Below are 25,091 nucleotides of genomic sequence, written 5' to 3'. Positions count from 1 at the left end.
TTAACGAGGTGCAACAAATGGGCAGGAACAAAGAAATTTCCGCAGAATCTTTGGCTTTTATCAAAACAATGCAGCAAAACGAGCTGACCGAAAGTGAAATTTATAAAAAAATTGCCTCCCGGATGAAGGAAGGCAAAAATAAGGAAACCCTTCTGCGCCTGAGTTCTGAAGAGCTGCGCCATTATGAAATCTGGAAAACCTACAGCGGGCTCGAGATGAAGCCGCAAAAGCTGAAGGTCTGGTGGCACGGCCTGATGGCCAGTCTGCTGGGGTTCACCTTCACCCTCAAAATGATGGAAAACGGTGAGGCGCTCGCGCAGGTCAGTTACGACAAACTGGCTGAAGAGGTGCCGGAGAGTGTTCAGATCCGGGAGCAGGAGGATGCGCATGAGCAGGCGCTGATGGAGATGCTGGACGAGGAACGGCTGCGGTATGTTGGATCGATGGTGCTGGGCCTCAACGACGCGCTGGTTGAATTGACCGGTACGCTCGCCGGACTCACCCTGGCAATGCAGAACACCCGTATCATCGCTCTTTCGGGCCTCATCACCGGCATCTCGGCAACCCTGTCGATGGCCTCGAGCGAATTCCTTTCCGCCAAAAGCGAAGGCCGGCCAGACGCGTTCAAATCCTGCATTTACACCGGTATCGCCTATCTGCTCACCGTCGCGCTGCTGGTGCTTCCCTATCTCATATTCCCAGCCAGCCAATATCTTTACGCCCTGGGCACCATGTTGGTGATCGTCGTGCTCATCATCGCCCTGTTCAACTACTACATCTCGGTCGCCAAGGATCTCAAATTCAAAAGCCGTTTTCTGGAGATGGCCTGTATCAGCCTCGGCGTTGCAGCGCTGTCGTTCGTGGTCGGACTGCTCGTCAAGAATGTGCTTGGCGTCGACATTTGATTTTGAGCATTTTTTATAAAATTACTTATATTTGTTGAAAAAAATTATATTCTTTCAATTGCATCCATGCTATAATGAAAATACAGAGAAACGCATGCAGGCCAGCCGGCAGAAAGGAGATGTTCTTATGCCGGAGCTGAAAGAAGAACTCAAAACCACCAATGCGCAGATCGAACAGATTGAACGGGATATCGTCGCCACCAAACAGCAGCTGGCCGATCTCAAACAGACCCGCCGGGAGCTTTACCTCAGGCAGTCGAACCTCCAGCAGGAAGCCATGGCGCAGGCTGCGGCTGAAATGGGGCTCGATTACGACACCGTCCGCGGTAAGTTCAAACGTTACAGCGGCTTCTGAATGGGCCATAACAGAAATCCCCCTGCGTATGCAGGGGGATTTTTTATGCCGTATGGCCGGTCAGTCTTCGCACACCTTGTGGGGGTTCAGGATATTCTTCGGGTCGAACGCGCGCTTGACCCCGCGCATCAGCCCAAGCACCGCTGGGTCAAGCGATTCTTTCAGATAGGCGCGCTTTGCATAGCCAATTCCATGCTCGCCCGATACCTGCCCGGAAAGCGCCCGCGCTTTCGCATAGATCTTTTCCATCGCACCGGACATCTTCTCTTCCCATTCCCTGTCCGGCAGGCCGTCCTTGAGAATATAGGCGTGCAGGTTGCCGTCGCCCGCGTGACCAAAGCTCTTGATGCGCACACCCGCCTCCTTCTGGAGCCGGTGGATGTATTCCACCAGCTCGTTTACACAGCCGCGCGGCACCACCACGTCCACCTCATCCATGTAGGTGGTGGAATTCTTGATCGCTTCGAGAAACGCCCCGCGCGCCTTCCAGATAGATTCGTCCCGCTCCTCGGTATCCGAGATGAGCACATCGAGCGCGCCCTCCTTCAGGCAGAGCCAGGCCACCGCGTCGTAGTTTTTCTCAATGTCCGCCGTGTCCGCGCCGTCGAATTTGAGCAGCAGATAAGCGTCGGACGAGTGGTCCGGAAACTTCTTGCCGAGATACTCCTCCGCGTCAAGGATGACCTCCCGCTCCATGAACTCGATCGCGGTCGGGACCGCCTTGGACTGGATGATCTTCGGCACCGCGCCGATCGCCTGTTCGAGCGATGGAAACGGCACCAGCAGGCTGACCGTTTTCTGCGGCAGCGGCAGCAGCTTCAGCACCGCTTTGGTCACGATTCCAAGCGTCCCTTCCGAGCCGATGATCAGCTCCTTGAGCGCGTATCCGGAGGAGTTCTTGACCACCTTGCCGCCAAGCGTGACAACCGTTCCATCCGGAAGCACCACCTCCAGCCCGCGCACATAGTCGCGGGTCACACCGTATTTGACCGCGCGCATGCCGCCCGCGTTGGTGGAGATGTTGCCGCCGATGGTGGCGGATTTCTCGCCCGGGTCGGGCGGATAGAAAAAGCCACGCTCCTCCACATAGGCGGAAAGCTCCATCAGCAGCACGCCCGGCTCGACTGTCAGGGTGAGGTTCTCCCCGTCCAGTTCGAGGAAGCGGTTCATCAGGCTCAGGTCGAGCATGATCCCATGTTCGACCGCGACCGATGCGCCGACCAGTCCGGTACCCGCGCCGCGCGGTGTGACCGGGATATTCTGTTCATAGGCGTACCGCATCACGGCGGAAACCTCCTCGGTGGAGCACGCCCGGATCACGACATCCGGATAACTTTCGGTGCCGGAAAGTTCGTCGTGGCTGTATTCCTCGTTGATACCGTCCCCGAGCAGGACCCTTTCACCGTCGCCGATCAGCGTTTGCAGATATGCGATATCGGCCGCGTCCAAAGTTTTGTAACTCATGCTCCAATCCCCCTTTCCGCCTTGATTTTTGCGATGAGTGCGGGCAGGATTTCATAGAGGTCCCCCACCAGCCCGTAATGCGCCACCTTGAAAATCGGCGCCTTTTCGTCCTTGTTGATCGCGATGATCGTATCGGCGTTCTGCATACCGGCCACAAACTGGATTGCGCCCGACACCCCGCAGGTGATGATCAGCCGCGGACGCACTGTGCGCCCGGAAAGCCCGACCTGCCGTTTCGGTTCCACCCAGCCGCATTCGGCCATCGGGCGGGTGCAGGCGAGCTGTCCGCCGAGCAGCTCCGCGAGCTCCTCCAACATCGAGAGATCCTCCGGTTTCTTGACCCCGCGGCCAGCCGCAACCAGCACGTCGGCTGCTTCGATATACTGCTCCGGGGGCTTCGGGGCCACACCGAGCACCTCCACCGCGCTCTGGAGGCACTCCTCCGGCGCGGCGCAGGAGATGATCCGGCCGCTTTCGGCTTCGCTGCGTTCGGGCGCGTTCATCACCTTGTAGCGCACCGTCGCCATCTGCGGACGGTGGTTCGGGGTGAGGATCTGCGCCATGATATTGCCGCCGAACGCCGGGCGGATCTGCACAAGATCGGTATTCTCCCGGATATCGAGCACGGTGCAGTCGGCGGTCAGGCCAGTGCGCATCCGCGCCGCGACCCGCGGGGCGAGCTGCCGACCGACGGTGGTTGCGCCGACCAGGATCGACGAAGGCCGCACCCGCTTGATGAACGTTTCAAACGCGCCGGCGTATGCTTCGATCCGGAAGCGTCCGAGCGCCGGATGGTCGTAGACGTAAACCTCATCCACCCCATAGTGCAGCAGTTCCTTTGCCTTTGAGGTGATCCCGCTGCCCAGAAAGACCGCGAACACCGGCTGATGAACCTTCTCGGCCAGCTCCCGCGCCTTGCCGATCAGTTCGAAGGTGACCGGATGGATATCCCCGCCGTTATGGTCTACGTAGACCGCGATGCCGTTCCAGCTCGCTTTATCCGCTTTCGGCGTCTCCTGCTCCTCCAGCAGGAACGCGGCGCCGGGCGGGCCGTTTTTGATGCAGAGCTTGCAGAGTTTACATGCGGCGTTCGCCTCAATGCGTCCCTCGCGCGCTTCAAGCGCGCCGAAGGGGCAGAGTTTCAAAAACGCCTCCACATCCGTTACCTTGTTGTGGTCGATGACCAGCCTTGCCATTCCCGATCCCTCCTTTTAAATAAATTTTTCTTCCCGCAGCTTTTCGAACAGCCGTTCACAAAGCGCCGCGCCGGTGTCCTTCCAAAGCTCCCGGTGGTCGTTTGCCTCTGGAGGGAAGATCCGCTGCACCTGGGTGGGCGAGCCGTCCAGGCCGTAATGGCGGGGGTCCCGGTCCTCCATATCGCCAAGCGACAGCATCGTCACCGGACGCTGCCTGCTCTCGTGCTTTTTCACAAAGGAAGGCAGACGGGGCTGGTAGATGTCCTTGTCGACCGAAAGCAGGCATGGGAAGGGCACCCGGACCGTTTCGATCGCGCCGGGAACCTCCATCTCGACGGTGACCCCCGTTTCATCACAGGCGGGAATCCGCCGCACATTCGCCACACTCGGCATACCGAGCCATTCGGACACTTCCGGCCCCACCTGCGCGGTGTCGCCGTCAGTCGTCTGCTTGCCGCAGAGAATGAGGTCGAACTGCCCAAGCCTGCGGATGGCCTGTGAAAGCGTATAACTGGTCGCGAGCACATCCGCGCCGCCAAACCGCCGGTCAGAAACAAGCGCGCCCGCGTCGGCGCCCATCGCATAGGCCTCCCGGATAACCGCCTGGGCCTGCGGCGGGCCCATTGTCAGGACCTCCACCGTGCCGCCCAGTTCCTCCCGCAGGCGCAGCGCCGTCTCAAGCGCATAGAGGTCGTAAGGGTTCATCTTTGCGTCGGCGCCGTCGCGCCTGAGCACACCGGTCACCGGGTCCACCTCGACCTTGTTGGTCTGGGGCACCTGTTTGATGCACACCAAGATCTTCATGGGAACCGCTCCTTTCACACCATCCAAATTGGTGCTACCACTTTGGACAAAACTTTTCTACACACACGCAATTGGTCACACCAATTTCCATTTTTTATATCATACACCTCGCTCAGCGCAATGTCCATTCTTTTTTGTTTGACCGCTAAAATTTTATGAAAACCATCCAATAAAAAGACCGGTTCTTTGCCGAACCGGTCAATGTATTCGCCTATTCCCTTACAGATGCTCCGTGATCAGTCGGAAATGCTCCCCAATTGCCTGCAGGAGAATCTGACGGTCGCGCAGCAAAAGCCCGCGCACCATCCCCTCGTGGGAATGCTGGAGCTGGTCGCGGCTCAGATCGCTCGTGAGGATTTCCCGGCGCAGATCGCTGATAAAGAGATCCATCACATCCGAAAGCGCCTGCAAGATCTCGACGATCAGCTGGTTGCCCGAGGCCTGCGCGATCGTGTAGTGCAGCTGCTTATCCAGCACAACGTTGCGTTCCTCGCTGCCGCCCGCGCCGAGCGCCCCGGCGATCTCTGAAAGCCGTGTGACCGTAGGCGCGTCAATCCGTTCGAGCGCGAGCAGCGCCGCCTGCGTTTCGATCCCCTGCCGCAGCTCACTGATCTGACGGTAGTCGGTTTTCTGCAAAAGGAACATCATGGTCATCAGCTCGACCAGGCTCTTTTCAAAACTGGCCGAAACGAAATTTCCAGCGCCTTGGGTGCTGGAGATCACGCCAATGATTTCGAGCGTGCGCAGCGCTTCCCGCACCGAATTGCGCCCCACGCCGAGCTGCTCGGCCAGTTCCCGCTCGGGCGGGAGCTTCTCCCCCTGCCGCAGGGAGCCTTCCAGTATCCGTCCCTTGATGTGCAGGATGACCTTTTCATACGCCTTATTTTCCATTTTGCAGCCCCTCGTCCAATTTTCACAATGCAGGTGACTTCATCGTTTTTTCTATGATACCATTCTGCGCTGTCTAAAATCAATATTTTTATTGCACTGGATTCCAGCAAAAAAGCCGTCCCTCGCGTATTTCGCGCGGGACGGCTTTTTAAAATTTTTCCGCCGCCTTACCGCAGCGCCTCCAAAAAGACCTGGTTAAACCGGCACAACTCGTCGTAAACAATGCCGTGTCCGCTGTCCGCAAGCGTACAGAGCCGCGAGCCGGCGATTCCGGCGTGCTGCGCCCTGGCGAGCTCGGACGAAACGACCACATCCTTGGCGCCGTGGATGATCACCGTTGGCACTTTTACGAAAGCAAGGTCCTGCCTTCCGTCCTCGTCACGCAGGGCAACCGCCGCCGAAACAGTGCCGATGCCGGACGCGGAAAGGGAGATATCCTCGAACCAGTCTTTTACCGCTTCGCTCTGCGGGCTCGCAAACAGCTGTTCATGGCTGAAGGTGTGGGCAAGCTGCGGCCGGTCGGACGCGGCCTGCTCGATGAGACCATTCACATACTCCCGGCTCAGTCCGTAAGGAAATCCCGGCCGCTGGGTCCAGCTAGGCGCGGCGGCCGCGAGTAAAATCAGTTTTTTGACACCGTATCCGTGAAACCTGCGCATGTAGCGCAGGACAATCGCGCCGCCCATCGAGAAGCCGACCAGCACAAAGCTTTTCAGCTTCAGCGCGCAGACAACGTTGTAGATATCCTCAGCCATCCGGTCGTAGTTGTAACCATCCGCCGGGACATCGGACGCGCCGAAGCCCCGCAGGTCAATCTCCACGACCCGGTAGCCCCGGTTCACCAGGAGCTGCTCCTGGTATTCATACATTTTGTGTGAAAGCGGCCATCCATGTACCAGGAATACCGTTTCGTTCCCCTTTGGATTTAAATCATAAGTTGCTATCTTAACTCCATCTGTGGATTTCACATAGATCATCATAAATCCCTCCCATTATGGTTCCTTTCATCCTATGTGGAGCGGCGGCGGAGGGTTCTTTTTCCCGGTTTTCCATTTACCGTGCCCGAAGCTGTTCCGATCTGCTCATTTTGTACAAAATAAATCCCCGCCTATCCTGCGCGAAATACACGAATTTTCGCATGTGAAAGGATTTCCGTTTGCGGCGGAGCTTTTTTTAATGGTAAAATAAAAATAACAGAAAAGGAGGATTCCCATGAAAAGAATTCAGCACGCCTGTTTGGAACAGACCATTCACTTTGCGCTCAAAGAAGACCTCCCACATTCTGAAGCGGCCGAGCTGGTGAAAAAAGATTTGGAAAACTACAAGATGACCTTGGAGCGCCGCCGCGTCAAATATAAAATCCGGGAGGAGCTGACCTTGCCTGACGGGTCAATCCTGGTCAAGGTCGGCAAGCAGTACAATTCCTACAGCTGTGGCAGCTATCTCAATTGATCGGGGGACAAAGATGTATCAGGTTGGAAATTACATCATCTATGGCACCAGCGGTGTCTGCAGAATCGCCGCGATCGGACGCCCGGACGCCTCCTATGCCGATCCGAACAAGTCCTATTATACCCTTGTTCCGGCCTATGGAACCGAAGTGATCTACACCCCTGTGGATACCAAAGTATTCATGCGCCCGGTCATTTCCAAATCCGAGGCGGAACAGCTCATCCGGGAGATCCCCTCCATTCGGGAAGATTCCGCGGGGAACCCCGGCGCCAAAAATCAGCAGATACTTTCGGAGCATTACCAGTCCGCCATCCAGACACATGACTGCGGGGACCTTATCCGGCTGATCAAAACAATTTACCAGAAGAACCAGGCGGCGGAAAAGCATGGGAAAAAGCCCGGCAGGATCGATGAACACTACCGGAAGCGTGCCGAGGAATTGCTTTGTGGCGAGCTCGCCATCGCACTGGGAATCCCGCGCGATGCGGTGCTCCGGCATATCCTGGACGCACTCGGCCCGAACGCGCCCGAATGTGCCAGGCAGGCATCTAAAAGCGCATAAATATGACGAGCAGAACATCCGGAAGGGGAGCCCCATATGGGGCTCCCCTTCTTGTCCGTTGACGCTGCGGCAGCCTTTGTGATAAACTACGCGGAGAAAGGATATCCCGGCCTTGTGTCCCAGCGGGAAAAACTCCGCTTTCAAACATGAATCGCGATAATCCACTGTTTGGAACCCGGCCAATCGAAAGATACCACGCAAAACCGGATGGATAACGCCATCCATCCGGTTTTATTTATGAAGGAGTGCCAATCATGAAGGAAAATCCATATGACAGCGATACATTTTTTGAAAAATACAGCCGGTTCCCCCGTTCGGTGGAAGGGCTCAGCGCTGCCGGTGAATGGCATGAGCTGAAGCGGATGCTGCCGGACTTTTCCGGAAAGCGAGTGTTGGACATCGGCTGCGGATTCGGCTGGCACTGCATTTATGCCGCCGAGCACGGCGCCAGCCAGGTGGTCGGGACGGATATCTCCGAAAAAATGCTCGCCGTCGCCCGGGAGAAAACCAAGTCCCCGACTGTTTCCTACCGGCAGGTTGCCATGGAAGATCTCGACTATGCGCCGGGCAGCTTTGACATCGTCCTGAGTTCCCTGGCGTTTCACTACACGCCCGATTTTGACCTCATCTGTGGGAAAGTATATGCGTTCCTAGGCGCGGGCGGAGCGTTTGTCTTTTCGGTCGAGCATCCAGTTTTTACCGCTTACGGCAGCCAGGACTGGATTTATGACGGACAGGGAAAACCCGCGTATTGGCCGGTGGACCGCTATTTTTCGGAAGGCGGGCGCAAAGCAGTTTTTCTGGGGGAGGAGGTTCCTAAATATCACAAAACCCTATCCACCTATCTTAACACTTTGCTGCGCCGCGGCTTTTCTATCCGGGAGATCGTGGAGCCCAAGCCGGACGAACGCCTGCTTGACGCCGTACCCGGCATGCGCGACGAACTGCGCCGCCCGATGATGCTGCTGGTGTCCGCAAAAAAATGCTGAAAGGCCTGCGCCATCAAAAAACAACCCCCGCACGCGATACGTGCGGGGGTTGTCTGGCTGGGCCAGCTGGATTCGAACCAGCGAATGCAGCAGTCAAAGTGCTGAATTATTCCGCTTATAATGCAGGTTTATTCGACTAATACGACAGTTTTACGACACAGGTACCGAATAAATCATTCTTTATGAGTGTAGGTGTCACCGAAAGGGTGACATCATGCGTGAATATCCTTCTGGTGCATCTCCATAGTCCTTGATATGTGTTAAAAATACAGATTAAGGACGGGAATAACGTGTATGCCAATGACATCTTAGGGAGTAAAATCAAGCAATTAAGGCAGGAGAAACATCTAAGTCAAGAGCATCTAGCGTACCATTCCGATCTCAGCGTCAAGTCGCTGAACCGGATTGAAAATGGCAATGGCAATCCGACACTGCAAAGCATTGTGGGAATTGCCAAAGCGCTTGATGTGAAGCCTTACGAATTACTAAAGGAGGATACAGACCATGACGGAGTTGACTGAAAAACTCGCCAGAATTATCCGAGAGGATTTTGAAACAGACTTTCCACTGATTGTCCAACAGATGCCATCCCCACCAACGAATGCATCGCCGGAAGAAATCATGAAACACTTTGGGGTTATCTGTCACCGAATCGCTTTCATGCATGGTTTAGCGGTTGGCGTAGAGGCCACCAGAACCTATATGGAATAAGGCAATCGGGGCTGAGTAATTCAGCCCCGATTAATCTATTGAGTTTCCTTTTTCATCGCTTCTCGAATGATGCGGTTTATAAAGCTATTGGTACTCTCCCCGTGCTGTCTGGCAAACTCCTTGATAATTTCTCTTTGTCCCTTTGGGACATATACTTTTATCTCTTCCACATTTTCTTTTAAATATTTATTGGCCGCTTCCTGTTGTTTTGCTGTCTTTGCCATAATCCGCCTCCAATTTCAGCTTTATCTATCCCTAGATTTTTGTACGTTTTGCCGATTGAAATCTATCCCTAGATAGTGATATGATATGGATAAAGAAATAGAGTCTATCAAGTGCAAAGAGGTAACACAAAATAAGGCTATGATAAAAATAGCCTTCTGTTTATTGTACCCTATTGTAAATATCGATGCAATAAAAAGAAAGGCGGGAAAGCAAAAGCTCACCCCGCCTTTTGGTATATATGCACGCGGATCTGGGAAAGGGAGACTTTATTTCCGCTTTGCATTACTTAACTTCTTCGTCCTCTCGTACATTCCATGTTAAAGAGGTAACTACATCCATTAGCTGAATTGTTTTCTTTTGTTGACCAGGAGGCATAGAATCGATCCGATCCTTGTATCGGGCCATTCTTGCATTGGTCATCTCGCTGATGTTTCCAGTGTCCTCCATACTTTCCATGAAAAGCTGATAGGTAAAAATACCAAGGCCACAGGCAATCCGGTCGAGGATATCTACCGTTACATTCTGCTTTCCGTTTTCCAGTTTGCATAGGTATGATACGCTGACATCAGCTCGGAATGCGAGTTCTTCCTGCGTGATTTCAAACTTATCCCTGTAAAATTTTATGTTCCGACCAATTACGACAAGAATATACAATATTCGGCACCCCCTCTGAGGTTAAGAATACCGTAATTTTCCAATGTGTTCAATTGACTATCTGACAAGACATTTATTTCTTGATATATGCAGCTTGTGATATGTGCTATTGCGGCAAGCTATAATGAAACCTATTATAAAAGATAAGGAGAACCGACAAAAATCGACATGATCCACTCTCATATCCATATACAGTAAGAGAAAGTGGATAAGGAGGATACTATGAAATTACAAATATTTTGGATGTGGATCATATCATGGCTCTTAATTATAATAATTCATGCAATAGTAATAAAGCGATATGATATATCATCTGTTTATTCAATGCATTTTAAAGAAGAAATCGTTAATGACGGTAACAATCTTTTTTCTACTGGATTAGTCTATTTTATTGCTACGCTAATCTGCCACTTTCTTTCAATAAGTATTTTACGATGGGTCATTTTAATAATTACTTTTGCTCTTTGCGTGCCTCCATTGCTATCCTTTTGTGGCCTTATATCTCGGCATTCAAGCAATCAAATAGAAAATATTCAAAAAATAACTGCTTTCATTTGTGATTTTTGTCCCCTTTTGATGTCTCTCAATATCTATTTAAGTTACATAAAATAGTTTGAAACGATAAATGCCACTCTTTTGTAAGAGTGGCATTTTTGCGTAAAGAAGGCCGCCTCGGATGGAGGGTATCCTTATATTATATATCGAATCCTTGTAGGGTTTGCCCGCACAGCTTTTATATTTAGATTATTATATAGATTCAGGCAATAATCTGTTGATCTTTTTCTTCATATTCTTCATTATCAGGGGGAATTACTGCGTGCACTTTTGTTACAAAATATTTAGCAGTGGAATCTATTGGCAGTCCATCTTCGTCATTTTGAAATTCAGCACGCAAATCGGCGAGCAAGCTGGAGCCGCCTCTGCACTCGATCCTTCCCCCTTGGTATGCCTTAAGCCAATCGTCATCAAGTATTCTTGCTTTAAACGATTTTATATAAGTGAATTCCCAGCGTTCGTTTCCCACGGCTATAAATTTTCTCACTAGAAGCTTTGCTTTTTTTTGAACCTGAACAGTTATGTTCTCTTCATCAGATCGAATATTCCCCGCAGCCAAATAAGGAATTTCGCCTTTGTCAACTTTTAAAAGGGGGAGCCTTTCTTCATCAAGCATCTGGAATCCTTGCAAATCACCATCGGCCAAAGAACGTCCTAATACAATTATTGAGTTTGAAATACTTGCGTTATTCAAAACTTGCAATCCCGATATACTTGTCACCATCACATCCCCTTTCGCATTAGTAACCTGAACTTGTGATCCGTCTCTAGATGTCTCTTGAGGTTTTTGGCCCAATAAAAAACGCTTTACTTCTATCCATTCCTTTATAGTTTTAAGCTTTTCTAAAATATAATTAAGATTCTGCTGGACGAACATAGTTGTTGGGATTACAGCGTTTGCAAGTAATTCCACTTCGAAGCTACCAGGCTCATGAGCAATAACGGAATATTGACATTTTACATTCTTTTCAGCATGGATAGATAACTTATTGAATTGTGTCAATACGGAACAAAGCGTATCCAAGGGTACAGCATGCCCTTCTCCTTCAAACTTAAATGTAAATCTATATGATTGTTGAACAGAATCCATGCCATTCACCTCCACCGTATGTGATCTAAATTATATCTTAAATTGCATAATATTACCATATATTTAGAATACATTTGGCGAAGTGTCTATATTATACTTACCATATTAATGATTATGCTGTAAAACTTTGGCGAGGCAGGAATACCCTGCCCCGCCTTTTTCACTTCACAAGGTTATAGATCTGCGCCGCCCTCTGCCTGCTGTAACCAGCGGCCACAAGCGAATCGATCTTCTCCTGCCTGTTTTTCTGTCGGGCCTTCCCGGTCTTTTTATCCCTGACCGATCCGCCTATCGCTTTTAATGCCTTCGCGTATTCCTGCGGCGTGAGGGTTTTCGCCAGCCGCCCGGAATATTTCTCCTGCTGGCTGTCGGTCAGTCCCGAGAGAACGAAGGCGTTTCCGCTGCTGTAATCCCTAGGATTGTCCGCGCCGGTGAAGTCCTGCTCAAGCCGCGCCTTCTGCGCCGCTGTCAGGGAACGGTCCATATTCAGCAGATCCCGGAATTTGTCGGATGCGCTGTATGTCGTTTTCCCATTCCGATCCTTATCGGGTTTCAGTTCGCCGTAGGAGGCGCGCCACGCCAGATAAGAGGCAAGCTCCAGCCCGGATTTCTCGGCTTCGTAAGCGTCTGTCACCCAGGTGTCCGGCTCATACCCTGGGATCACATCCGCAATTGCCATCTGCCGGGTGTATTTATAAATATCCTCCATTGCGTCCACTCTCCCGGCATTGTCAAGCTCCTGATAAACCGGCAGTTCCGCGAGTTTGGCAATCAGTTCATTCGCGGATTGTCCGCGTTTTCGCTGGATCTGCGTGTACTGGTCGCCGGTGTAGTTGATCTTCTCCCCGTCGACGGTCACATATTTTGAAACCTTGGACGGCAGGATAGAGTTTTCACCGGTCGCCGCGTAAAGCTCTGTCACTGCCTTATCCGCTGGCGTGGTCTGCCCCATCGAGATATATCCCGGCGAAACAAAGTTCTCAAGCGCCCGCAGCGGCAAAGATTTCGGCGCGCTTTCCCTGCCCCATGCGTCCAACCGTGGCTGTAAACTCTGATTGGCAAACGGAAGCTTCGCCTTGATGTTGCTTTGGAAGAACCGCTGGAATGCTGCGGGCATGTCCTCATTTTTGTCCACATAGACACCGCGCCGCACCGGATCGATGGTTCGCGCCGCCTGTCCGAATATAGTTGGGATCGCCTGTCCGAAGTAACTGCCGACCGCGTTGCCCGCAATCGCACCGACTGGACTGTTGGAATACCCCGCCGCCTGTATCGTGCTTTGCAGCCCGTCCAGCATGGACATTTCCAGCATCGGTTCCGCGAGCTTGTTCGCAGCGTCCATGAATTCGGTGATCCCGATTTCCCTGCCTTCCCGCTCCTGCATATTGGCAATCTCCGAACCGATAAACAGCGGGATCGACACCGGCGCCATCCAGCTCACATCATAATAGATGTCGCCGGGAAGCACCACGGAATAATTCTGCACGCCCTGCAACTCGTTCAGTTCCTGCTCTTTCTTGTCCTCCAGCGCGCCGCCGGTCAGGACACCTAATTTGGTGAGCGCCCACCCGAGCGCCAGAATCCCCGTGCCGGAAAGCCCGGAAGCCAGCCTGTCGATCCACTCGGTCGCGGTAATCTTCCCTGTTTTCAGGTCGTATGCGCCTTTGGTAAAGGTGGTGAGGAAGCTGACCGGGCTGTATTCATATCCGCGCTTCAGCACGTTCATGGGCGTTTTCTTGAACGGCAGGATACCTTCGGTAAGCAGGGCAGTCGCCTTGTTGGTTCTGCTGAATTTGCTTAATGCAGTCGCCACTTTGGATGCATCGCGGTAGGTCGCCTTCTGCGCCTCCAGAACTGCGTAATTGCGCGCCTGAACCGCCGCCTCCGTTTCGCCGCCAAACTGGTTTACCATATCGGCGGGTTTCAGCCCGTTTGCCTTCATGTAGGAGGCCAGACTTTCCGCATAGGCGCTTTTCGCAAAAATGGCGTCGCCTTGGTCCATCGCCCAGTCGGTCAGCTTGCGGTATCCTTCTACACCGCTCCACAGTTTGTCCGTGGCCGCACGGACTTTGCGCGGAAGAATCCCGTCGTCCGCCCTGGTTCCCCAATCGCCGTTATTTTTGAAGATCGTGCGTTTCTGGTCGAGCTGGCTTGCGGCGTTCATCTTCCCCGTCCCAAGAATCGCGTCGCGCACATTGGCATAGTCGCCCTTTGCGAACTCGATGAGCGCCCGGTCATCCGCCGCTCTGCGGTTGAGAATCGCCTTCGACCGTTCCTTCATGGGAAGGGCGCTTTCCAGACCCGCCGCAATAAGATTTTTGAATTTTCTGGCCGGGACAAAAACGGTGTTGCCCGCCAGATTTCGGCCCTGCGTGCGCACATTCCCGAGCATTGCCAGATACCGCCAGGCGTTCCATTTGTCCACCCAGGAGGAAGGCATCTGATTCGCCACCACCTGCAGGATGCGGTCGTTGGCCGCGTCCATCCCATCCGGCGTGGTCTGCGAAAGAAGATCCTGCACGTTCTCTTTCGGGATTGCGACGTCCTTCCAGCCCTTCTTCCCTCGGTGCTGCTCATTGATCCGCTGCACCATCCGCTGGGAAGCCATCAGCCGCCCTTCCGGCGACAACCGTTTCAAGATGCGAAGCGCCTGCACGTTCTGGCCCATCTCGGTGCCGAGCGCCGCCACATCCGCCACCAGTTTTACCACCGTGTCCGTATCGCCGCGCTTTGCCGCCTCTTGGATCAGCAGTTCGCCCAGCGCGATATCGTTCTTCCCGATCCGCTTGTCGCTGCGCAGAAGCGAATCGAAGTCATTTAAAGTCTGCTCATATCCATATTGCGAGATCCGCCCGCTTGCCGTATCGACCGCCGACTGATCCGCAATCGGGACATAGGCAAAGGTGCCGGAAGCAACTTCCTGTTCGATCGCCTCCGCCTGGGCGTCGCCCAGTGCCGCGCTTTCCGCCGCGTTCTGCGCAAAACGTGAGGTCTTTCCTTCTCTCGTCTGGGCCGCAAGGTCAATTTCCCGTGCGCGCGGCTGCTCGCCCTTGCGAAGCGCTCCATATTCCTCCACGAGCTGCGCGTTGGTCATGCGTCCGCCGCTTTCCGCCGCGCCAACCGTGTTCTGGCCGTATCCCGACGCCGCGCTGTTGGATGGAGGACGCTTGGTATAATCCGCATGCGCCGCCTCTGCTTCCCGCATAGCTATGTAGGCTTCCGATACCGCATCGGGGTCCTTCACCGCCTGCATATAGGCTTCCACCATTGTCTTGTTTTCACTCTCTACAAAGCCGCAGAAAAAGGCATCCAACTCTTCCACGATTCGGCCCGCGCTTTGATCGATCACACGGGAGTCGTTGCCGTAAAAGTAGCCGTCGGAAATATCCTCCACCAATTTTCGAAAAGCCGGTGATGCGGGGTCATAGCTTTCATTTAAGGTTTCCCGAAACTGAAGTGCTGCGGCATCCTTGCGCCGAAGCTGGTGATGGAACAGCTCATGATACCCTGTCTCTACTGCAGACATTCCCAGTTGGTTGGAAACATACAGCTTTCCATCCGGGCCGGTCGCCGCGTTGGGACTCTCCAGGGTGTACCCATCCGAATTCGTTTGGAGCGCTCCGTCCACCAAAACCGCGTCGATCCCTCTCTGCTGGAAGAATTCCATTGTCTGCCGCGCTTCGGCATTGGCACTCTCAATGGATGCGGGCCGGTACGCATAGGCGGTGGCGCCCACAATTCCGGTTTCCATCCCTTCCTGAGATACCCGGCGGGCAAAGCTTGCCCCTTCTTCTCTTATTCCCGGCCGTTCTCCGAAGGTTCCTTTTTCGGCGAGTCGAGTCCATAGTATTTCCTTACATGCTGACTCAACAGTTCGGCCGCTTCTTCCTGCGTCATTGTCGAATTGCGTGCGATCTCCTTCAGTTCTTCGAGCGTAAAGCCCGGCCGTTTCTTCTGTTCTTCCATCCATTTCACCTCCAACCTGATTATACCCCGGCTTCATCTCCGACGCAATGTCTGAACCGGAATTGGCCGAATCTCGGGTATCCGCACGCGGCAGGATATCCTGTGCAAATACGCGCCCGCCGCCGAAAAGCCCGCCTACCGCGCCGCCGATCCCCGCGTTATACAGAGCCTGCTTGATGTCATAAGGCGTATCCTTGTCCAGCACAAGATTTTCCAAGAAAAGCTGTGCGCCGTACTCCGTGAATTCCTCCGCGCCTTCCGAAAGCGCATCACCCGCAATCTGGCCGACTTTGGACGCTGAAAGCTTCGATAGGTATTCCATCACATTCGACGGAAGTTTCCCAACAATGGCTTTACCTGCCGGTGACTTCACCAGTGCGCCGATCAGCTTATCACCCCATTTGCCCGCGATACCACCGAACGATTCCACCCCTGCCGTGATTGCGCCCGCGCCCGCCGCCATCGTTGCCGATTGGCTGGCGCTGTAACCTTCATTCAAAGCGTTTTGTCCCGCCTGTGCGCCGCTGTCAGCGCCCATAAAGGCAAGGAAGGGCACGCCCATTGCGCTTGATAGCCCAAATTTCAGGGCCATATCTGTGCCTGCAAGCGCAACATCCGTCACGGCGCTGGCTGCGGGGCTCATGCCCTCTTTGAGTTTCTGCGCGCTCTTTGCCTGCTGTTCCTGCAACATCTGACTTGCGGTTGAGGAGGCCGTAGGATCAAACTGCGCGAGCGTATCATCCATCCAGTTATATCCCGAAGAAGCTGTTAACTGCGCCTGCAATAATCTGCTCTGGAATTCTTTGTCACGCAGAAGCGCGGGATTCGCTTTCGCTTGCTCCCACATCCGGAAATAGTCGTCCCGTGCGGAAACTCTTTCCTGTGCTGTTTTCACCGGCAGATTTCCCATATAATCGAAAATCCCGGAAACCGCGTTCATGGCTCCGGAGCCCGTGGATTTTATAAAGCTGTCTACGCGCTCCAATGCCGTTGGCTTTTTGATTGGCAACACAGAATTCCCGCTCGGCGCTGACAGTACGGGCCGGTTTGCCTTCTGCTGCATGAAGCCCTGATTCACAAGATAATCGTCGACCGCTCTTGTGTTCTTGAAGGGCAGATTCGTGAGGTCGTCCGTCTTGCCTCCCCACTGGATGGTGGATTGTTTTCTGGGGAGGATGTCCTTAGACTGCGCGTAATCATATTTCTTGAAGTCCGCCATTGTGGGTGCTGGAGATTTTGCCGCAACCGCCGGGGCAGTATTTTTATATGGGAGAAAAGCCGGATCTTTCTGAAGAACCGGCTTATTTCCGCTCAAATTAATTTGAAGATTTTTTCTGTATTCCTCTGGGATTTCATACCTTGCCATAGCGTCACCCCACTGCCGGAATTCCGTACATGTTCGCCAAAATCCTTGCATCACTTTGTGAAATCTGGCCCTGATTCAGCGCGCTTTCTATCGCGTACTTGATATCGTTTGCCAATTGCTGATCGCTCACATAACCAGCCTGCCTTCCGGTAAGATTTCTTTGCATGGCGGAATCAAATGCAGCGCCTTCTGGAGATAAAGTTTGCATCCCGCCTGCGGACGGCACAATACCAAGCTTCGACATAATATAGTCATTATCAACCATGCCATTATCATAAAGCCATTTGTCCGTTGTGCTCAATCCCGAATTGCCCCCAGAGCCGCCCGATCCAGTCAGGCTATTCCGGTATGCCAACAATTCCTTCTGCCGCTCGAATTCCTCCTGCGCCTGCTGCTGTTGGAATGCTTGCTGTGCTGCCAGCTCCGCCGCCCTCATCTGCGCCTCATACTGCCGGTTGCGATAGTCCGCAATGATCTGCGCGCGGTTCATATCGCCCTGCGCTTCCAACTCTGCTATCTGCCGGTCAAGCGCAGCAAGGTCGGAATTCGCGCCCTTCATGATCGAGTTGCGGTCGTTTTCGTATCCAGTTTGCAGTCCCAGCAGGGCGCTTTCGGTGAGGCCGCCTGAGTTTCCCATCGCCGCCATCTGCTGCGGCAGGTTCACTTTATTCTGCTGCATGGCGATAAACGCCTGCCGCGCTGCATCTTCCGCATTGCTGTTGATATCGTCCCGGTATCCGTCGTAAGCGGCTGTCGCCCTTCTGGTTGCGGCTTCATTTGCGTCAAGTGCCGCCCGCATCGCCTGATTCAAATAAGAATCATCATATCCCGTCATAGGATTCGCCTTTCCTTTGCTGTCATAGCCCGCCGGATAGTTCGTTGCGCCGTTCGCGCTGCCGTCCCATTTCCCCGCAATCCTCCCCTGCGCAAGTAAAGAATCATACGCCGCCTGGTTGAAGCTCCCGCTTCCCCATATCGCCTGATATTCCGGGCTGTCAATCGGGAGCGCTCCGCCGCTCATGCCCCGGCCCGCGACGAGATTGTCATAAACCCAGTTGTATTCGTCCGAACCGTAGGGGTAACGGTAATCGCTGTTGCCAAAGTCTGTCCCGTAGTTCCAGTCGACATAGGCTTTCGCACTGTCCGAAATCTGCGAACGGTTCTTCGCGGTATTCGGCGCTACGTAGTCGAGCGAATAATAATCCTTGTCCGGGTTACGGCTTATGTAGGAAAGCCCAACCATCGCGCCGTTCTTTAGTCTCGCAACCGGGTCTTTTCCCGTTCCGGTTCTTGCGCCGGTATACTCGTAGCCCTCTTTTCCGGTTCCCCACTCGCCCTTCTCATTTTTGAAAACCGTGTATCCGTTGTATCCGCCTTTGTTATTCGCTGCATTCTTACTGTTCCCGGAGTTATCAATATAAGATCCGGCAACCTGCGTTCTCTGGGTATATCCTCCCTTGCCGGAACTTCCGCCGGAAGAGCCGTTATTGTACTTGTTATATACATTCTGCCCGTACTTGTCATCCATGCTGTACCAGCCGCCATTCGCGCCCTGTACGTAGGTCTTGCCGCGCTCGGTTTTGATCTGTCCCGGATTGACTCCGGGTTTAGACGACTTTGAGCTACTGGAGGAGCTGGATTTTGACGAACTGGACTTGTTCCCGGAAGAACTGCTCGACCATTTTTTCCCGGAATCACTGTCCGCGCTTACCCATAGGCCACTGGAAGTCTGAACATAACTTTTTCCACCCTCGGTTTTGGTATTGCCCGCTTTTCCCTTCGCCATGATATCACCCCTATCTAATCATCATTGCCACCAGCGCCCCCACAAGCCCGCCTGACAGGGTGGATACTGCGCTGGTGAAGATTGTCCTTGTCATGCTGTTCCAGCGTTCCCCCGGCTGCTTTTCCAGCGCTGTGAGCCTGTCCCCCTGTTTCATCTGTTCCGACGCCATCCGTTCCATGTTCGCCGCCAGCAGCTTCACTGAGGTTGTCAGCTCCTGCAAGGTGTCCGCCCGCTTTTCAAGGTCGTCTATCCGATGGGAATTAGACTTTCCCCGCTGGTCTACTTCGGCCAGTCTTACGGCTAAATCATCCATCCTATTACCCCCTGTATTTGCTGATCACCGCCTGTATATCGGCTACCAGCCCGTCATATTTCGTTTGCAAAGCGTCCCGCTCGGCTTTCATGGATTCGTATTCACCGCGCGGCACCATCTCGCCAGACGGCTCCTGCGCGCCCCATCCGTTGAGGCCGTTTGCCTTGATAATCGCCGGGTAATCCCGGTAGCAGTCGTTGAGGTCAACCGGTACGCTGATCCCCGGGCAGCGGCCCACGAACCCCGGCACATCTCCGTGGTGCTGCCACATCCCATAAGCCCCGCCATAGGTGCATTTTGCCGCGTACTGCGCCACCCACTTATCGTAGTTTTTGAGCTTGTCCGCATTTACCCAATGTTCCAACCAGTCCTTTGAGGCATAGAGTCCCGCATAGTATCCGGCCTGTTCGAGCGTTTGCAGGAACGCCGCCGCCATATCGGTGCGGGTCTGTTTTCCCTGATTCAGCCCCCACTGACCACAGGGCGAAGCATATTCCTGATCCATATAGACCGGATAGGTCGGCCTCAGCTTCCCGAGTGCCGCCACAAAGACCTCCGCCTCCCGTCTGGCTTCGTCCACAGTCACCGCGTCGCTCCACCAGTACGCGCCCCAGTCGAGACCGGCGGCGAGTACGGCGGGCAGGTACTTCCCCCGGAAGGTCTGGAATTCCCGCAAGCCCTGTCCCGCCTTGATGATGACGTAGGAGTATCCCGCCGCCCTGACCTTCGCAAAGTCGATCTCGCCCTGATGGGAGGAAATATCGATCCCGCGCGCCACAACGTCAGCCATTGCCGCCACCAATCCGCTTGATCCCATCGTAGGCTCCGCTGGCCGCCGTGGCGATCAGCACAGCGTTAAGCAGGTCAAGCGCCGCCATCGACGGCGTGAGCGCCCCCGTGAAGCCCTGCGCCGCCAGCAGCACCACAAGGGCCACAAGGTAGGCAAGTAGCTGCGTCGGGATATGTACGAGACTGTCCAGCCAGTTCTTAATAAACTGGGTGATTACGCCGGTGCAGGCCATGCACCCCGCAAAGGTTGCGATATATTCCCATGTGAAAAACTCTTTAAAATCCATCTTGATCCTCCTTATACAGTCTCGGGTGTGTAAAGTGTAAAATACTGCCCCACCAGCTCATGCGGCAGATATTGCAGGGTAATCTTGTCGCCCAGCGTAGCCCCGCTGCGCTCGCAGAGATAGATGTTGCCATCCTCGCCGTCGAGGTAGTACAGACCATAGGTATACTCCATGCCGCGTGCTGCCGGGATGGGGTCATCCACAGTCCCCGCGTGCGTCTCGTCGATCACCGTCCAGAGGGCGGGAGTCGCATCCGGCTCCCAGCTCTCTTGCGATGTATGCGGGGCCGTACACTTATAGAGCCTGTCCGGGTGTATGCGACCGCGCACTTTACTCTGAGGATGCTTGCCGTCCGTCCCGTCATAGTAATTGACCGCATCCGGCGACCAGACCGGATAAAGGCTCGGCTCCTTGACGGCGACCTCCGGCGGAGCGTACACAGTCGTTGCCTCTATCTTTGCGCGGTACTCCCGCGCCTGTTCGATTGTGGTAATCATACCGTCTCGCCTCCCGTGATAATCTCATTGATCTGTTGCTGCGTCTCGAGCTGCGCTTGCAGATCGGCTACCTGCGGATCAACCGCTCCCGCTCGGATCGCGTTGGCCTGTTCCTGCGTGATTGCGCCCAGGGCGACATAATTGCGGGTCAGATAGACGCTGCCTGTCTCTGCCCCGGTGCCGTCCAGTTGATCATCCCGCACACCGCCATCTGCGTAGCGCTGTGCGATATCGTCATATTTGCTCATTGCTCTGCACCTCCAATAGCTGTAAATCCATATCGGTTGCCCGCTGTTCGGCCTCCAGCCGAGCAAGGTCTGCGTCGGTGTATCGCTGTTCCGCATCCACGGACCGCGCCTGATAATACGCTGGGTTGTCCCCGGTGCTGCGGCTGCGCAAACGGATTTTGGCCCACGTCCTGCCGTCCATGTCCGCGATATCATAGCAGATGCGCGGGATGTACCGGCTTATGGTGGTTTCCTTTTCGTCGCGGATTTCTTGCGCCGGGTCGAGCAGGGCACGGATTGCGTCGTGATCCGTGGCCGGGAATGCAAGGATGAGTATCTCCTCGCTTTGGTCATTGATTCGCGCCATTGTGACGGACGCGATTGCGTCGGGGTATTGCGTGTTGTCTATGTAGATCATATTGCCTCCTTAAAGTGGGCTGTAAGAGCCATCGGGATTGGGAGCGGGGGCGAGAAGTAGGTCGGAAGGAAGGATAAACGCAGGGCGGACGCCGCCAGAGTTGGAACACTTGGAGTTTTGCCAGTCGCCATAGCCGACGTACGAGGCGTACGTGGAGTCGATGATGGCCGGGGAGCGGAGCCACCAGTGCATTGTGGAACCGTTCAGTGTTGCAATACGCTTGCTGTCGGAACTGTTGTCTGCACAACCTGCGAAGTAGGACAGCTCTGCGCCTTCACGGGTAGGCATATAGCTGTGGTTAAAGCTGACTTCCGTAGAACTCAGCAAAAACACTTTTGCGGGCAGACCATTAGCACCGCTCGTAACGCTTTTGCTGGTGCCAGCGCCGGCACGATAAGGGATTTTCACCTGTTTTATGGCAACTTGAATGTTAGCATCAAGCTTGGCGACAAAGGTGCTGTTCAGATAGCTGTGAATTGTACTGTCGGCATAGTCGTTGATATTGGCGCTATGCCACTGCTGCATTTCATAAATATCCTTCATCAACAACCATATCCCGTCACAGCTCGCGTCATAAAGCGCCGCATCCGGGTTCCCTTGCTGTACGATCAAATGATTGTAAGCCACTCCGTCAAGGTTGATCTTGACTTCACTCCCCACCGCCAAGGTGCTAATCGCGATCCCCGCCATAGGCGTACACACCCCATAGGCCATAGGGCTTGTCTGCCAGCCGTAGGTACACCGGATAAATACCCGCACATGATGGATCACACCATTTTCCAGCCCCGACAGAACACATGAGAGCGTCCCCGTTCCCGGCATTACCATGACCGACACGCCGTCCGATGGGCCGCCGGGCATGTGGGTGTTGGCGGTCACGACGTAGTATTTGACCAGTGAGGCGTATGCCGCATCCACCGCGCTAAAGGTTGCGTCTATTTTGCCGTCCCCGCCTTTGAGCGTGAGGTTCTCCACCTGCGGCGCAAGGTCGCGGGTGTTAATCCCGCCAAAGGATAGGGCCTTGCCTTTTATGTCTGACATGGGATCACCTCCTTATGCTGTGAGCGGGCTATAGCTGCCGTCCGGGTTGGGTTCTGGGGCGAGGAGAAAATCTGACGGAAAAATAATTATGGAACGAACTCCAATTACACTTGTTCTGTCTGTGCTGGCAAGACTGCCATTCTCAGCAGGTGCAACTGGGCGAGAATAATCGGAATTGGAACTTCTTGTCCACCACATAGTTTTAACCCCATTAAAGTAGGCTACCCTTTTCTGCCTTGCAACTTCACTAGATCCTGATAAAAAATAATTTAGCTTTTTTCCATCCAATGATATGTTCCATTCGCTACTATTTAGCCCTAGCTCAAATGAGGCTGGCAAAAAAACCTTTGTAAGTAACCCGTTTTCACCTGAATTAACCGATGTTTGGGACAAGCTCCTTGCGTATGGAATTTTAACCTGCTTAATGGCGTTCTGAATTCCACTATTAAACAGCCCCAAATAGGTGGTATTAAGGTATTCGTGAACCGCACTTTTTGCATAATTGGTGGCAGAAAGGTCTCCCCATGCTCTTTTTTCGTAGATATCTTTAATCATGCACCATGCTCCGTCACAACTCGCGTCGTACAGCGTCGCGTCCGGATTCCCCTGATGTACAACCAAATGATTATATGGCACGCCACCGAGATTTAGCTTGACCTCTGACCCCACCGCCAAAGTGCTAATCGCGATCCCCGCCACCGGCGTAGCCGTCCCCACCGCGTCCACGCTGGTCTGCCAGCCATTCTCACCTCTCACATAGAGCCGCACATAATACTGCACCCCATTGGTAAGCCCCTCGATGCTCGCGGAGATAACCGCATCCCCGATTGCCCCGACCTGCACGTCCTTAATCTGTACGCCGTCCATTGGGGAGGTCGGCGCACTGCCGGGTTTTGCAATGAGCCGGTAATACTGCCCGAGATACAGCCACTGTGAGGTGATCCCGGTAAAGGTGCAGTCGATCCTGCCGTTACCGCCCTTTAAGGTCAAATTAAGCCCCTGCGGTGGGATCGTCTTTGTACTGATCCCGCCCGCGCCTAGTTCTTCGCCGTAGATCACGCTACCACCTCCACAGGCGTTAAGGTCAGCTGCACCGTGATGTTACTCTCTGGGATCGCTCCAAATGCTTTTGCCGTAGCTGTGCCATTGTTATTGTCAATCCGTAAGGTTACGCCCGCGTCCATAAGGGCAAGCTGTGTGTCGTCGTCCACGCTGATCCCAATGCGCACATCGTCCACAATGGAGCTATGCGTTACCGCCTGCGTCCACATCTCGCGGGTGCTGTCCTTGACCCATGAGGCCACGGGGAGGGTTACGGTGATGAGGTCGGATGGGTCAGCCTTGCCATTCCAATCCGCTTTTTCAGCGGGCGTGACAAACATCCTCGTATCCGTCTCGTCAATCATCTGTGCGCTGTGCGTGGCCGGATGGACATAGTTGTTCGCGTTCTCTGCAATCCCCGCGAGTTTTTCCTTTTCGGCGGTGGTGTAGTCGTTCGTGGACAGGCCCTTGCCGGTTACAACATCCACTTTCCCCGCAAGGCCGGTTTCCAGCTCTGTCCTTGTCGCGTAATCCCCGCCCACAATCTCCGCCGCCCGGTCCGCCTCGCTCTTTGCCCGGTTCGCCTCACTGGTCGCTGTCTGCGCCGCCGCAACCGCCGTGCTGGACACCTGCGCGGCCTGTTCCTTATAGAACTTCGCATTGTCGGTGTCCTCGCCCGTCCGCGTCCCTGTGCCACCCTTTGCGTAGCTCTGGGAAAGTACCGCGTTTGTGGACGCTTCGGAGGCTTTGGAGGTTGCCGTATTCGCCCCAGCCTGCGCTGTATTGGCCGAAGCCGCTGCCGCTTCCTTGCTTGCCTGTGCTGCTGCCGCACTCTGCTGTGCCGCCGTTGCATTCGTCTGGATCTCCGTCACCGCGTCCACTGCCAGCATTGCCAAAGTGATACTGTTGTTTCGCACAGTGGCCGACACGCCCTTATTGTTGCCCGTCCCCGTAACGGTAAAGGCAATGGTATCGGTATTGGAAAAAGTGTAGGTGTCAATGAAGGATGAAAGGCTCACCCGCTGCTGGGTTCCATCTTCCAGTACGAGAACAAAATCCGTCCCGTCCAGGTAAACGTCCAGCGCTATTTTTTCAATTCCCGTGTCAGTGCTTACACTGGTTCCGTCCTTTTTGGTGACTGTGATTACTCCCGTATCCATATTGATAGTGATATCCTGCACCAGCGTATTGGTTTCTGTCCCGATCTCCGCGTCGGCTTCCGCTTTGGTGTAGCAGTCGTCAACCAGCACCTTTAAAGCCGACAAAATGAGCTGCACCGTCTGGCCGGTTATGCCCGTGACCTGTGCTCCGATTTCATTTGCGCCAGTCGTGGACGTGAGCGCGTCAATCAGCCCGTTATAGTTTGCTTTGATAGAATCCCTTATCAGTTTGTCAAATACAGCCTTATTAGCCGCTGGGGTTCCTGAAAGAACATCCGGCTGCGAAACTACACCGTATGTGGTTATTTGTTCATCTGTGATCTTCCTATCTGCAATCGCCATTTCAC

The 25,091-nt window shown here is 54.0% G+C and carries 26 protein-coding genes; 7 read left to right on the top strand and 19 right to left on the bottom strand.

Going from position 1 to position 25,091, the window contains the following annotated elements; translation table 11 throughout:
• The first annotated feature begins 17 nt into the window (after window positions 1–17).
• Together BN4275_RS03140 and BN4275_RS03135 are read left to right on the top strand one after the other, a co-directional pair.
• A complete protein-coding gene (locus tag BN4275_RS03140; protein WP_066453737.1) occupies window positions 18–905 on the top strand; it encodes a VIT1/CCC1 transporter family protein in 888 nt (295 codons plus the stop codon).
• Window positions 906–1,032: 127 nt separating this feature from the next.
• Complete coding sequence (locus BN4275_RS03135) at window positions 1,033–1,260, top strand: hypothetical protein (protein ID WP_066453734.1); 228 nt, start codon at window positions 1,033–1,035, stop codon at window positions 1,258–1,260.
• A gap of 60 nt (window positions 1,261–1,320) precedes the next feature.
• Here the strand turns inward: BN4275_RS03135 and BN4275_RS03130 are convergent, their stop codons facing one another.
• The 5 genes from BN4275_RS03130 to BN4275_RS03110 all read right to left on the bottom strand — a co-directional run bounded on the left by BN4275_RS03130 (window position 1,321) and on the right by BN4275_RS03110 (window position 6,595).
• Window positions 1,321–2,724 (bottom strand): FAD-binding oxidoreductase, encoded by a 1,404-nt coding sequence (locus tag BN4275_RS03130; RefSeq protein ID WP_066453726.1) that lies wholly within the window; start codon window positions 2,722–2,724, stop codon window positions 1,321–1,323.
• The gene (locus BN4275_RS03125) at window positions 2,721–3,920 is read right to left on the bottom strand and encodes an electron transfer flavoprotein subunit alpha/FixB family protein (RefSeq protein ID WP_066453723.1); all 1,200 of its coding nucleotides are present in this window, start codon (window positions 3,918–3,920) and stop codon (window positions 2,721–2,723) included. The genes BN4275_RS03130 and BN4275_RS03125 overlap by 4 nt, the downstream gene beginning before the upstream one ends.
• A gap of 15 nt (window positions 3,921–3,935) precedes the next feature.
• Window positions 3,936–4,724, bottom strand: a complete 789-nt coding sequence (locus BN4275_RS03120) for an electron transfer flavoprotein subunit beta/FixA family protein (protein ID WP_066453720.1) — start codon at window positions 4,722–4,724, stop codon at window positions 3,936–3,938.
• A gap of 219 nt (window positions 4,725–4,943) precedes the next feature.
• Window positions 4,944–5,615: a FadR/GntR family transcriptional regulator gene (locus BN4275_RS03115; protein ID WP_066453717.1), complete on the bottom strand. Its 672-nt coding sequence runs from the start codon at window positions 5,613–5,615 to the stop codon at window positions 4,944–4,946.
• Between the two features lie 167 nt (window positions 5,616–5,782).
• Entirely contained in the window at window positions 5,783–6,595 is an 813-nt protein-coding gene (locus BN4275_RS03110) for an alpha/beta fold hydrolase (RefSeq protein ID WP_341423389.1), read from the bottom strand.
• Window positions 6,596–6,827: 232 nt separating this feature from the next.
• On the opposite strand from BN4275_RS03110, the gene BN4275_RS03105 reads away from it, so the two are divergent.
• The 5 genes from BN4275_RS03105 to BN4275_RS03080 all read left to right on the top strand — a co-directional run bounded on the left by BN4275_RS03105 (window position 6,828) and on the right by BN4275_RS03080 (window position 9,329).
• Window positions 6,828–7,067: a hypothetical protein gene (locus tag BN4275_RS03105; protein ID WP_066453707.1), complete on the top strand. Its 240-nt coding sequence runs from the start codon at window positions 6,828–6,830 to the stop codon at window positions 7,065–7,067.
• A gap of 13 nt (window positions 7,068–7,080) precedes the next feature.
• Window positions 7,081–7,629, top strand: a complete 549-nt coding sequence (locus tag BN4275_RS03100) for a CarD family transcriptional regulator (RefSeq protein ID WP_066453704.1) — start codon at window positions 7,081–7,083, stop codon at window positions 7,627–7,629.
• Between the two features lie 254 nt (window positions 7,630–7,883).
• Window positions 7,884–8,618 carry a class I SAM-dependent methyltransferase gene (locus BN4275_RS03095; protein ID WP_066453701.1) on the top strand — a complete coding sequence of 245 codons (735 nt, stop codon included), beginning with the start codon at window positions 7,884–7,886 and terminating at the stop codon, window positions 8,616–8,618.
• Between the two features lie 290 nt (window positions 8,619–8,908).
• Window positions 8,909–9,139, top strand: coding sequence for a helix-turn-helix domain-containing protein (locus BN4275_RS03085; RefSeq protein WP_066453699.1), 231 nt, complete (start codon window positions 8,909–8,911; stop codon window positions 9,137–9,139).
• Entirely contained in the window at window positions 9,123–9,329 is a 207-nt protein-coding gene (locus BN4275_RS03080) for a hypothetical protein (RefSeq protein WP_066453697.1), read from the top strand. Before BN4275_RS03085 ends, BN4275_RS03080 begins: the two co-directional genes overlap by 17 nt.
• Window positions 9,330–9,364: 35 nt before the next feature.
• Here the strand turns inward: BN4275_RS03080 and BN4275_RS03075 are convergent, their stop codons facing one another.
• From BN4275_RS03075 to BN4275_RS17510, 14 genes are all read right to left on the bottom strand, one after another.
• The gene (locus BN4275_RS03075) at window positions 9,365–9,553 is read right to left on the bottom strand and encodes an Arc family DNA-binding protein (protein ID WP_066453694.1); all 189 of its coding nucleotides are present in this window, start codon (window positions 9,551–9,553) and stop codon (window positions 9,365–9,367) included.
• A gap of 283 nt (window positions 9,554–9,836) precedes the next feature.
• Window positions 9,837–10,208 (bottom strand): helix-turn-helix domain-containing protein, encoded by a 372-nt coding sequence (locus BN4275_RS03070; protein ID WP_066453692.1) that lies wholly within the window; start codon window positions 10,206–10,208, stop codon window positions 9,837–9,839.
• A 757-nt stretch (window positions 10,209–10,965) separates the two neighbouring features.
• Window positions 10,966–11,853, bottom strand: coding sequence for an LAPAL motif-containing putative phage structural protein (locus tag BN4275_RS03065; RefSeq protein WP_066453690.1), 888 nt, complete (start codon window positions 11,851–11,853; stop codon window positions 10,966–10,968).
• A 160-nt stretch (window positions 11,854–12,013) separates the two neighbouring features.
• A complete protein-coding gene (locus BN4275_RS03060) occupies window positions 12,014–17,038 on the bottom strand; it encodes a hypothetical protein (protein WP_154018809.1) in 5,025 nt (1,674 codons plus the stop codon).
• A 151-nt stretch (window positions 17,039–17,189) separates the two neighbouring features.
• Entirely contained in the window at window positions 17,190–18,971 is a 1,782-nt protein-coding gene (locus tag BN4275_RS03055; protein WP_066453686.1) for a hypothetical protein, read from the bottom strand.
• Window positions 18,972–18,981: 10 nt separating this feature from the next.
• Window positions 18,982–19,284, bottom strand: coding sequence for a hypothetical protein (locus BN4275_RS03050; protein WP_066453684.1), 303 nt, complete (start codon window positions 19,282–19,284; stop codon window positions 18,982–18,984).
• Window positions 19,285–19,288: 4 nt separating this feature from the next.
• Window positions 19,289–20,101: a glycoside hydrolase family 25 protein gene (locus BN4275_RS03045; RefSeq protein WP_242863546.1), complete on the bottom strand. Its 813-nt coding sequence runs from the start codon at window positions 20,099–20,101 to the stop codon at window positions 19,289–19,291.
• On the bottom strand, window positions 20,067–20,360 hold the full coding sequence (locus BN4275_RS03040) for a hypothetical protein (RefSeq protein WP_066453678.1): 294 nt from the start codon (window positions 20,358–20,360) through the stop codon (window positions 20,067–20,069). Before BN4275_RS03040 ends, BN4275_RS03045 begins: the two co-directional genes overlap by 35 nt.
• Window positions 20,361–20,371: 11 nt before the next feature.
• A complete protein-coding gene (locus BN4275_RS03035) occupies window positions 20,372–20,857 on the bottom strand; it encodes a carbohydrate-binding protein (protein ID WP_066453675.1) in 486 nt (161 codons plus the stop codon).
• Window positions 20,854–21,105, bottom strand: coding sequence for a hypothetical protein (locus tag BN4275_RS03030; protein WP_066453673.1), 252 nt, complete (start codon window positions 21,103–21,105; stop codon window positions 20,854–20,856). Before BN4275_RS03030 ends, BN4275_RS03035 begins: the two co-directional genes overlap by 4 nt.
• On the bottom strand, window positions 21,092–21,502 hold the full coding sequence (locus BN4275_RS03025; RefSeq protein ID WP_066453664.1) for a PDZ domain-containing protein: 411 nt from the start codon (window positions 21,500–21,502) through the stop codon (window positions 21,092–21,094). The genes BN4275_RS03030 and BN4275_RS03025 overlap by 14 nt, the downstream gene beginning before the upstream one ends.
• Window positions 21,503–21,511: 9 nt before the next feature.
• Window positions 21,512–22,543 carry a DUF6273 domain-containing protein gene (locus tag BN4275_RS03020; RefSeq protein ID WP_066453661.1) on the bottom strand — a complete coding sequence of 344 codons (1,032 nt, stop codon included), beginning with the start codon at window positions 22,541–22,543 and terminating at the stop codon, window positions 21,512–21,514.
• Window positions 22,544–22,555: 12 nt separating this feature from the next.
• Complete coding sequence (locus BN4275_RS03015; RefSeq protein WP_066453657.1) at window positions 22,556–23,602, bottom strand: DUF6273 domain-containing protein; 1,047 nt, start codon at window positions 23,600–23,602, stop codon at window positions 22,556–22,558.
• Complete coding sequence (locus tag BN4275_RS17510; protein ID WP_066453655.1) at window positions 23,599–25,086, bottom strand: hypothetical protein; 1,488 nt, start codon at window positions 25,084–25,086, stop codon at window positions 23,599–23,601. Before BN4275_RS17510 ends, BN4275_RS03015 begins: the two co-directional genes overlap by 4 nt.
• Window positions 25,087–25,091 lie beyond the last annotated feature (5 nt).

Origin of the sequence: Anaerotruncus rubiinfantis, assembly GCF_900078395.1 — a bacterium.
GTDB classification, from domain to species: domain Bacteria; phylum Bacillota; class Clostridia; order Oscillospirales; family Ruminococcaceae; genus Anaerotruncus; species Anaerotruncus rubiinfantis.
This window is presented reverse-complemented; position numbering and strand designations above follow the sequence as displayed.

Coding starts and splice junctions, on each gene's coding strand:
- BN4275_RS03140 (WP_066453737.1), top strand. CDS start 18: ATGGGCAGGAACAAAGAAATTTCCGCAGAATCTTTGGCTTTTATCAAA.
- BN4275_RS03135 (WP_066453734.1), top strand. CDS start 1,033: ATGCCGGAGCTGAAAGAAGAACTCAAAACCACCAATGCGCAGATCGAA.
- BN4275_RS03130 (WP_066453726.1), bottom strand. CDS start 2,724: ATGAGTTACAAAACTTTGGACGCGGCCGATATCGCATATCTGCAAACG.
- BN4275_RS03125 (WP_066453723.1), bottom strand. CDS start 3,920: ATGGCAAGGCTGGTCATCGACCACAACAAGGTAACGGATGTGGAGGCG.
- BN4275_RS03120 (WP_066453720.1), bottom strand. CDS start 4,724: ATGAAGATCTTGGTGTGCATCAAACAGGTGCCCCAGACCAACAAGGTC.
- BN4275_RS03115 (WP_066453717.1), bottom strand. CDS start 5,615: ATGGAAAATAAGGCGTATGAAAAGGTCATCCTGCACATCAAGGGACGG.
- BN4275_RS03110 (WP_341423389.1), bottom strand. CDS start 6,595: ATGATGATCTATGTGAAATCCACAGATGGAGTTAAGATAGCAACTTAT.
- BN4275_RS03105 (WP_066453707.1), top strand. CDS start 6,828: ATGAAAAGAATTCAGCACGCCTGTTTGGAACAGACCATTCACTTTGCG.
- BN4275_RS03100 (WP_066453704.1), top strand. CDS start 7,081: ATGTATCAGGTTGGAAATTACATCATCTATGGCACCAGCGGTGTCTGC.
- BN4275_RS03095 (WP_066453701.1), top strand. CDS start 7,884: ATGAAGGAAAATCCATATGACAGCGATACATTTTTTGAAAAATACAGC.
- BN4275_RS03080 (WP_066453697.1), top strand. CDS start 9,123: ATGACGGAGTTGACTGAAAAACTCGCCAGAATTATCCGAGAGGATTTT.
- BN4275_RS03075 (WP_066453694.1), bottom strand. CDS start 9,553: ATGGCAAAGACAGCAAAACAACAGGAAGCGGCCAATAAATATTTAAAA.
- BN4275_RS03065 (WP_066453690.1), bottom strand. CDS start 11,853: ATGGATTCTGTTCAACAATCATATAGATTTACATTTAAGTTTGAAGGA.
- BN4275_RS03060 (WP_154018809.1), bottom strand. CDS start 17,038: ATGGCGGACTTCAAGAAATATGATTACGCGCAGTCTAAGGACATCCTC.
- BN4275_RS03055 (WP_066453686.1), bottom strand. CDS start 18,971: ATGGCGAAGGGAAAAGCGGGCAATACCAAAACCGAGGGTGGAAAAAGT.
- BN4275_RS03050 (WP_066453684.1), bottom strand. CDS start 19,284: ATGGATGATTTAGCCGTAAGACTGGCCGAAGTAGACCAGCGGGGAAAG.
- BN4275_RS03045 (WP_242863546.1), bottom strand. CDS start 20,101: ATGGGATCAAGCGGATTGGTGGCGGCAATGGCTGACGTTGTGGCGCGC.
- BN4275_RS03040 (WP_066453678.1), bottom strand. CDS start 20,360: ATGGATTTTAAAGAGTTTTTCACATGGGAATATATCGCAACCTTTGCG.
- BN4275_RS03035 (WP_066453675.1), bottom strand. CDS start 20,857: ATGATTACCACAATCGAACAGGCGCGGGAGTACCGCGCAAAGATAGAG.
- BN4275_RS03030 (WP_066453673.1), bottom strand. CDS start 21,105: ATGAGCAAATATGACGATATCGCACAGCGCTACGCAGATGGCGGTGTG.
- BN4275_RS03025 (WP_066453664.1), bottom strand. CDS start 21,502: ATGATCTACATAGACAACACGCAATACCCCGACGCAATCGCGTCCGTC.
- BN4275_RS03020 (WP_066453661.1), bottom strand. CDS start 22,543: ATGTCAGACATAAAAGGCAAGGCCCTATCCTTTGGCGGGATTAACACC.
- BN4275_RS17510 (WP_066453655.1), bottom strand. CDS start 25,086: ATGGCGATTGCAGATAGGAAGATCACAGATGAACAAATAACCACATAC.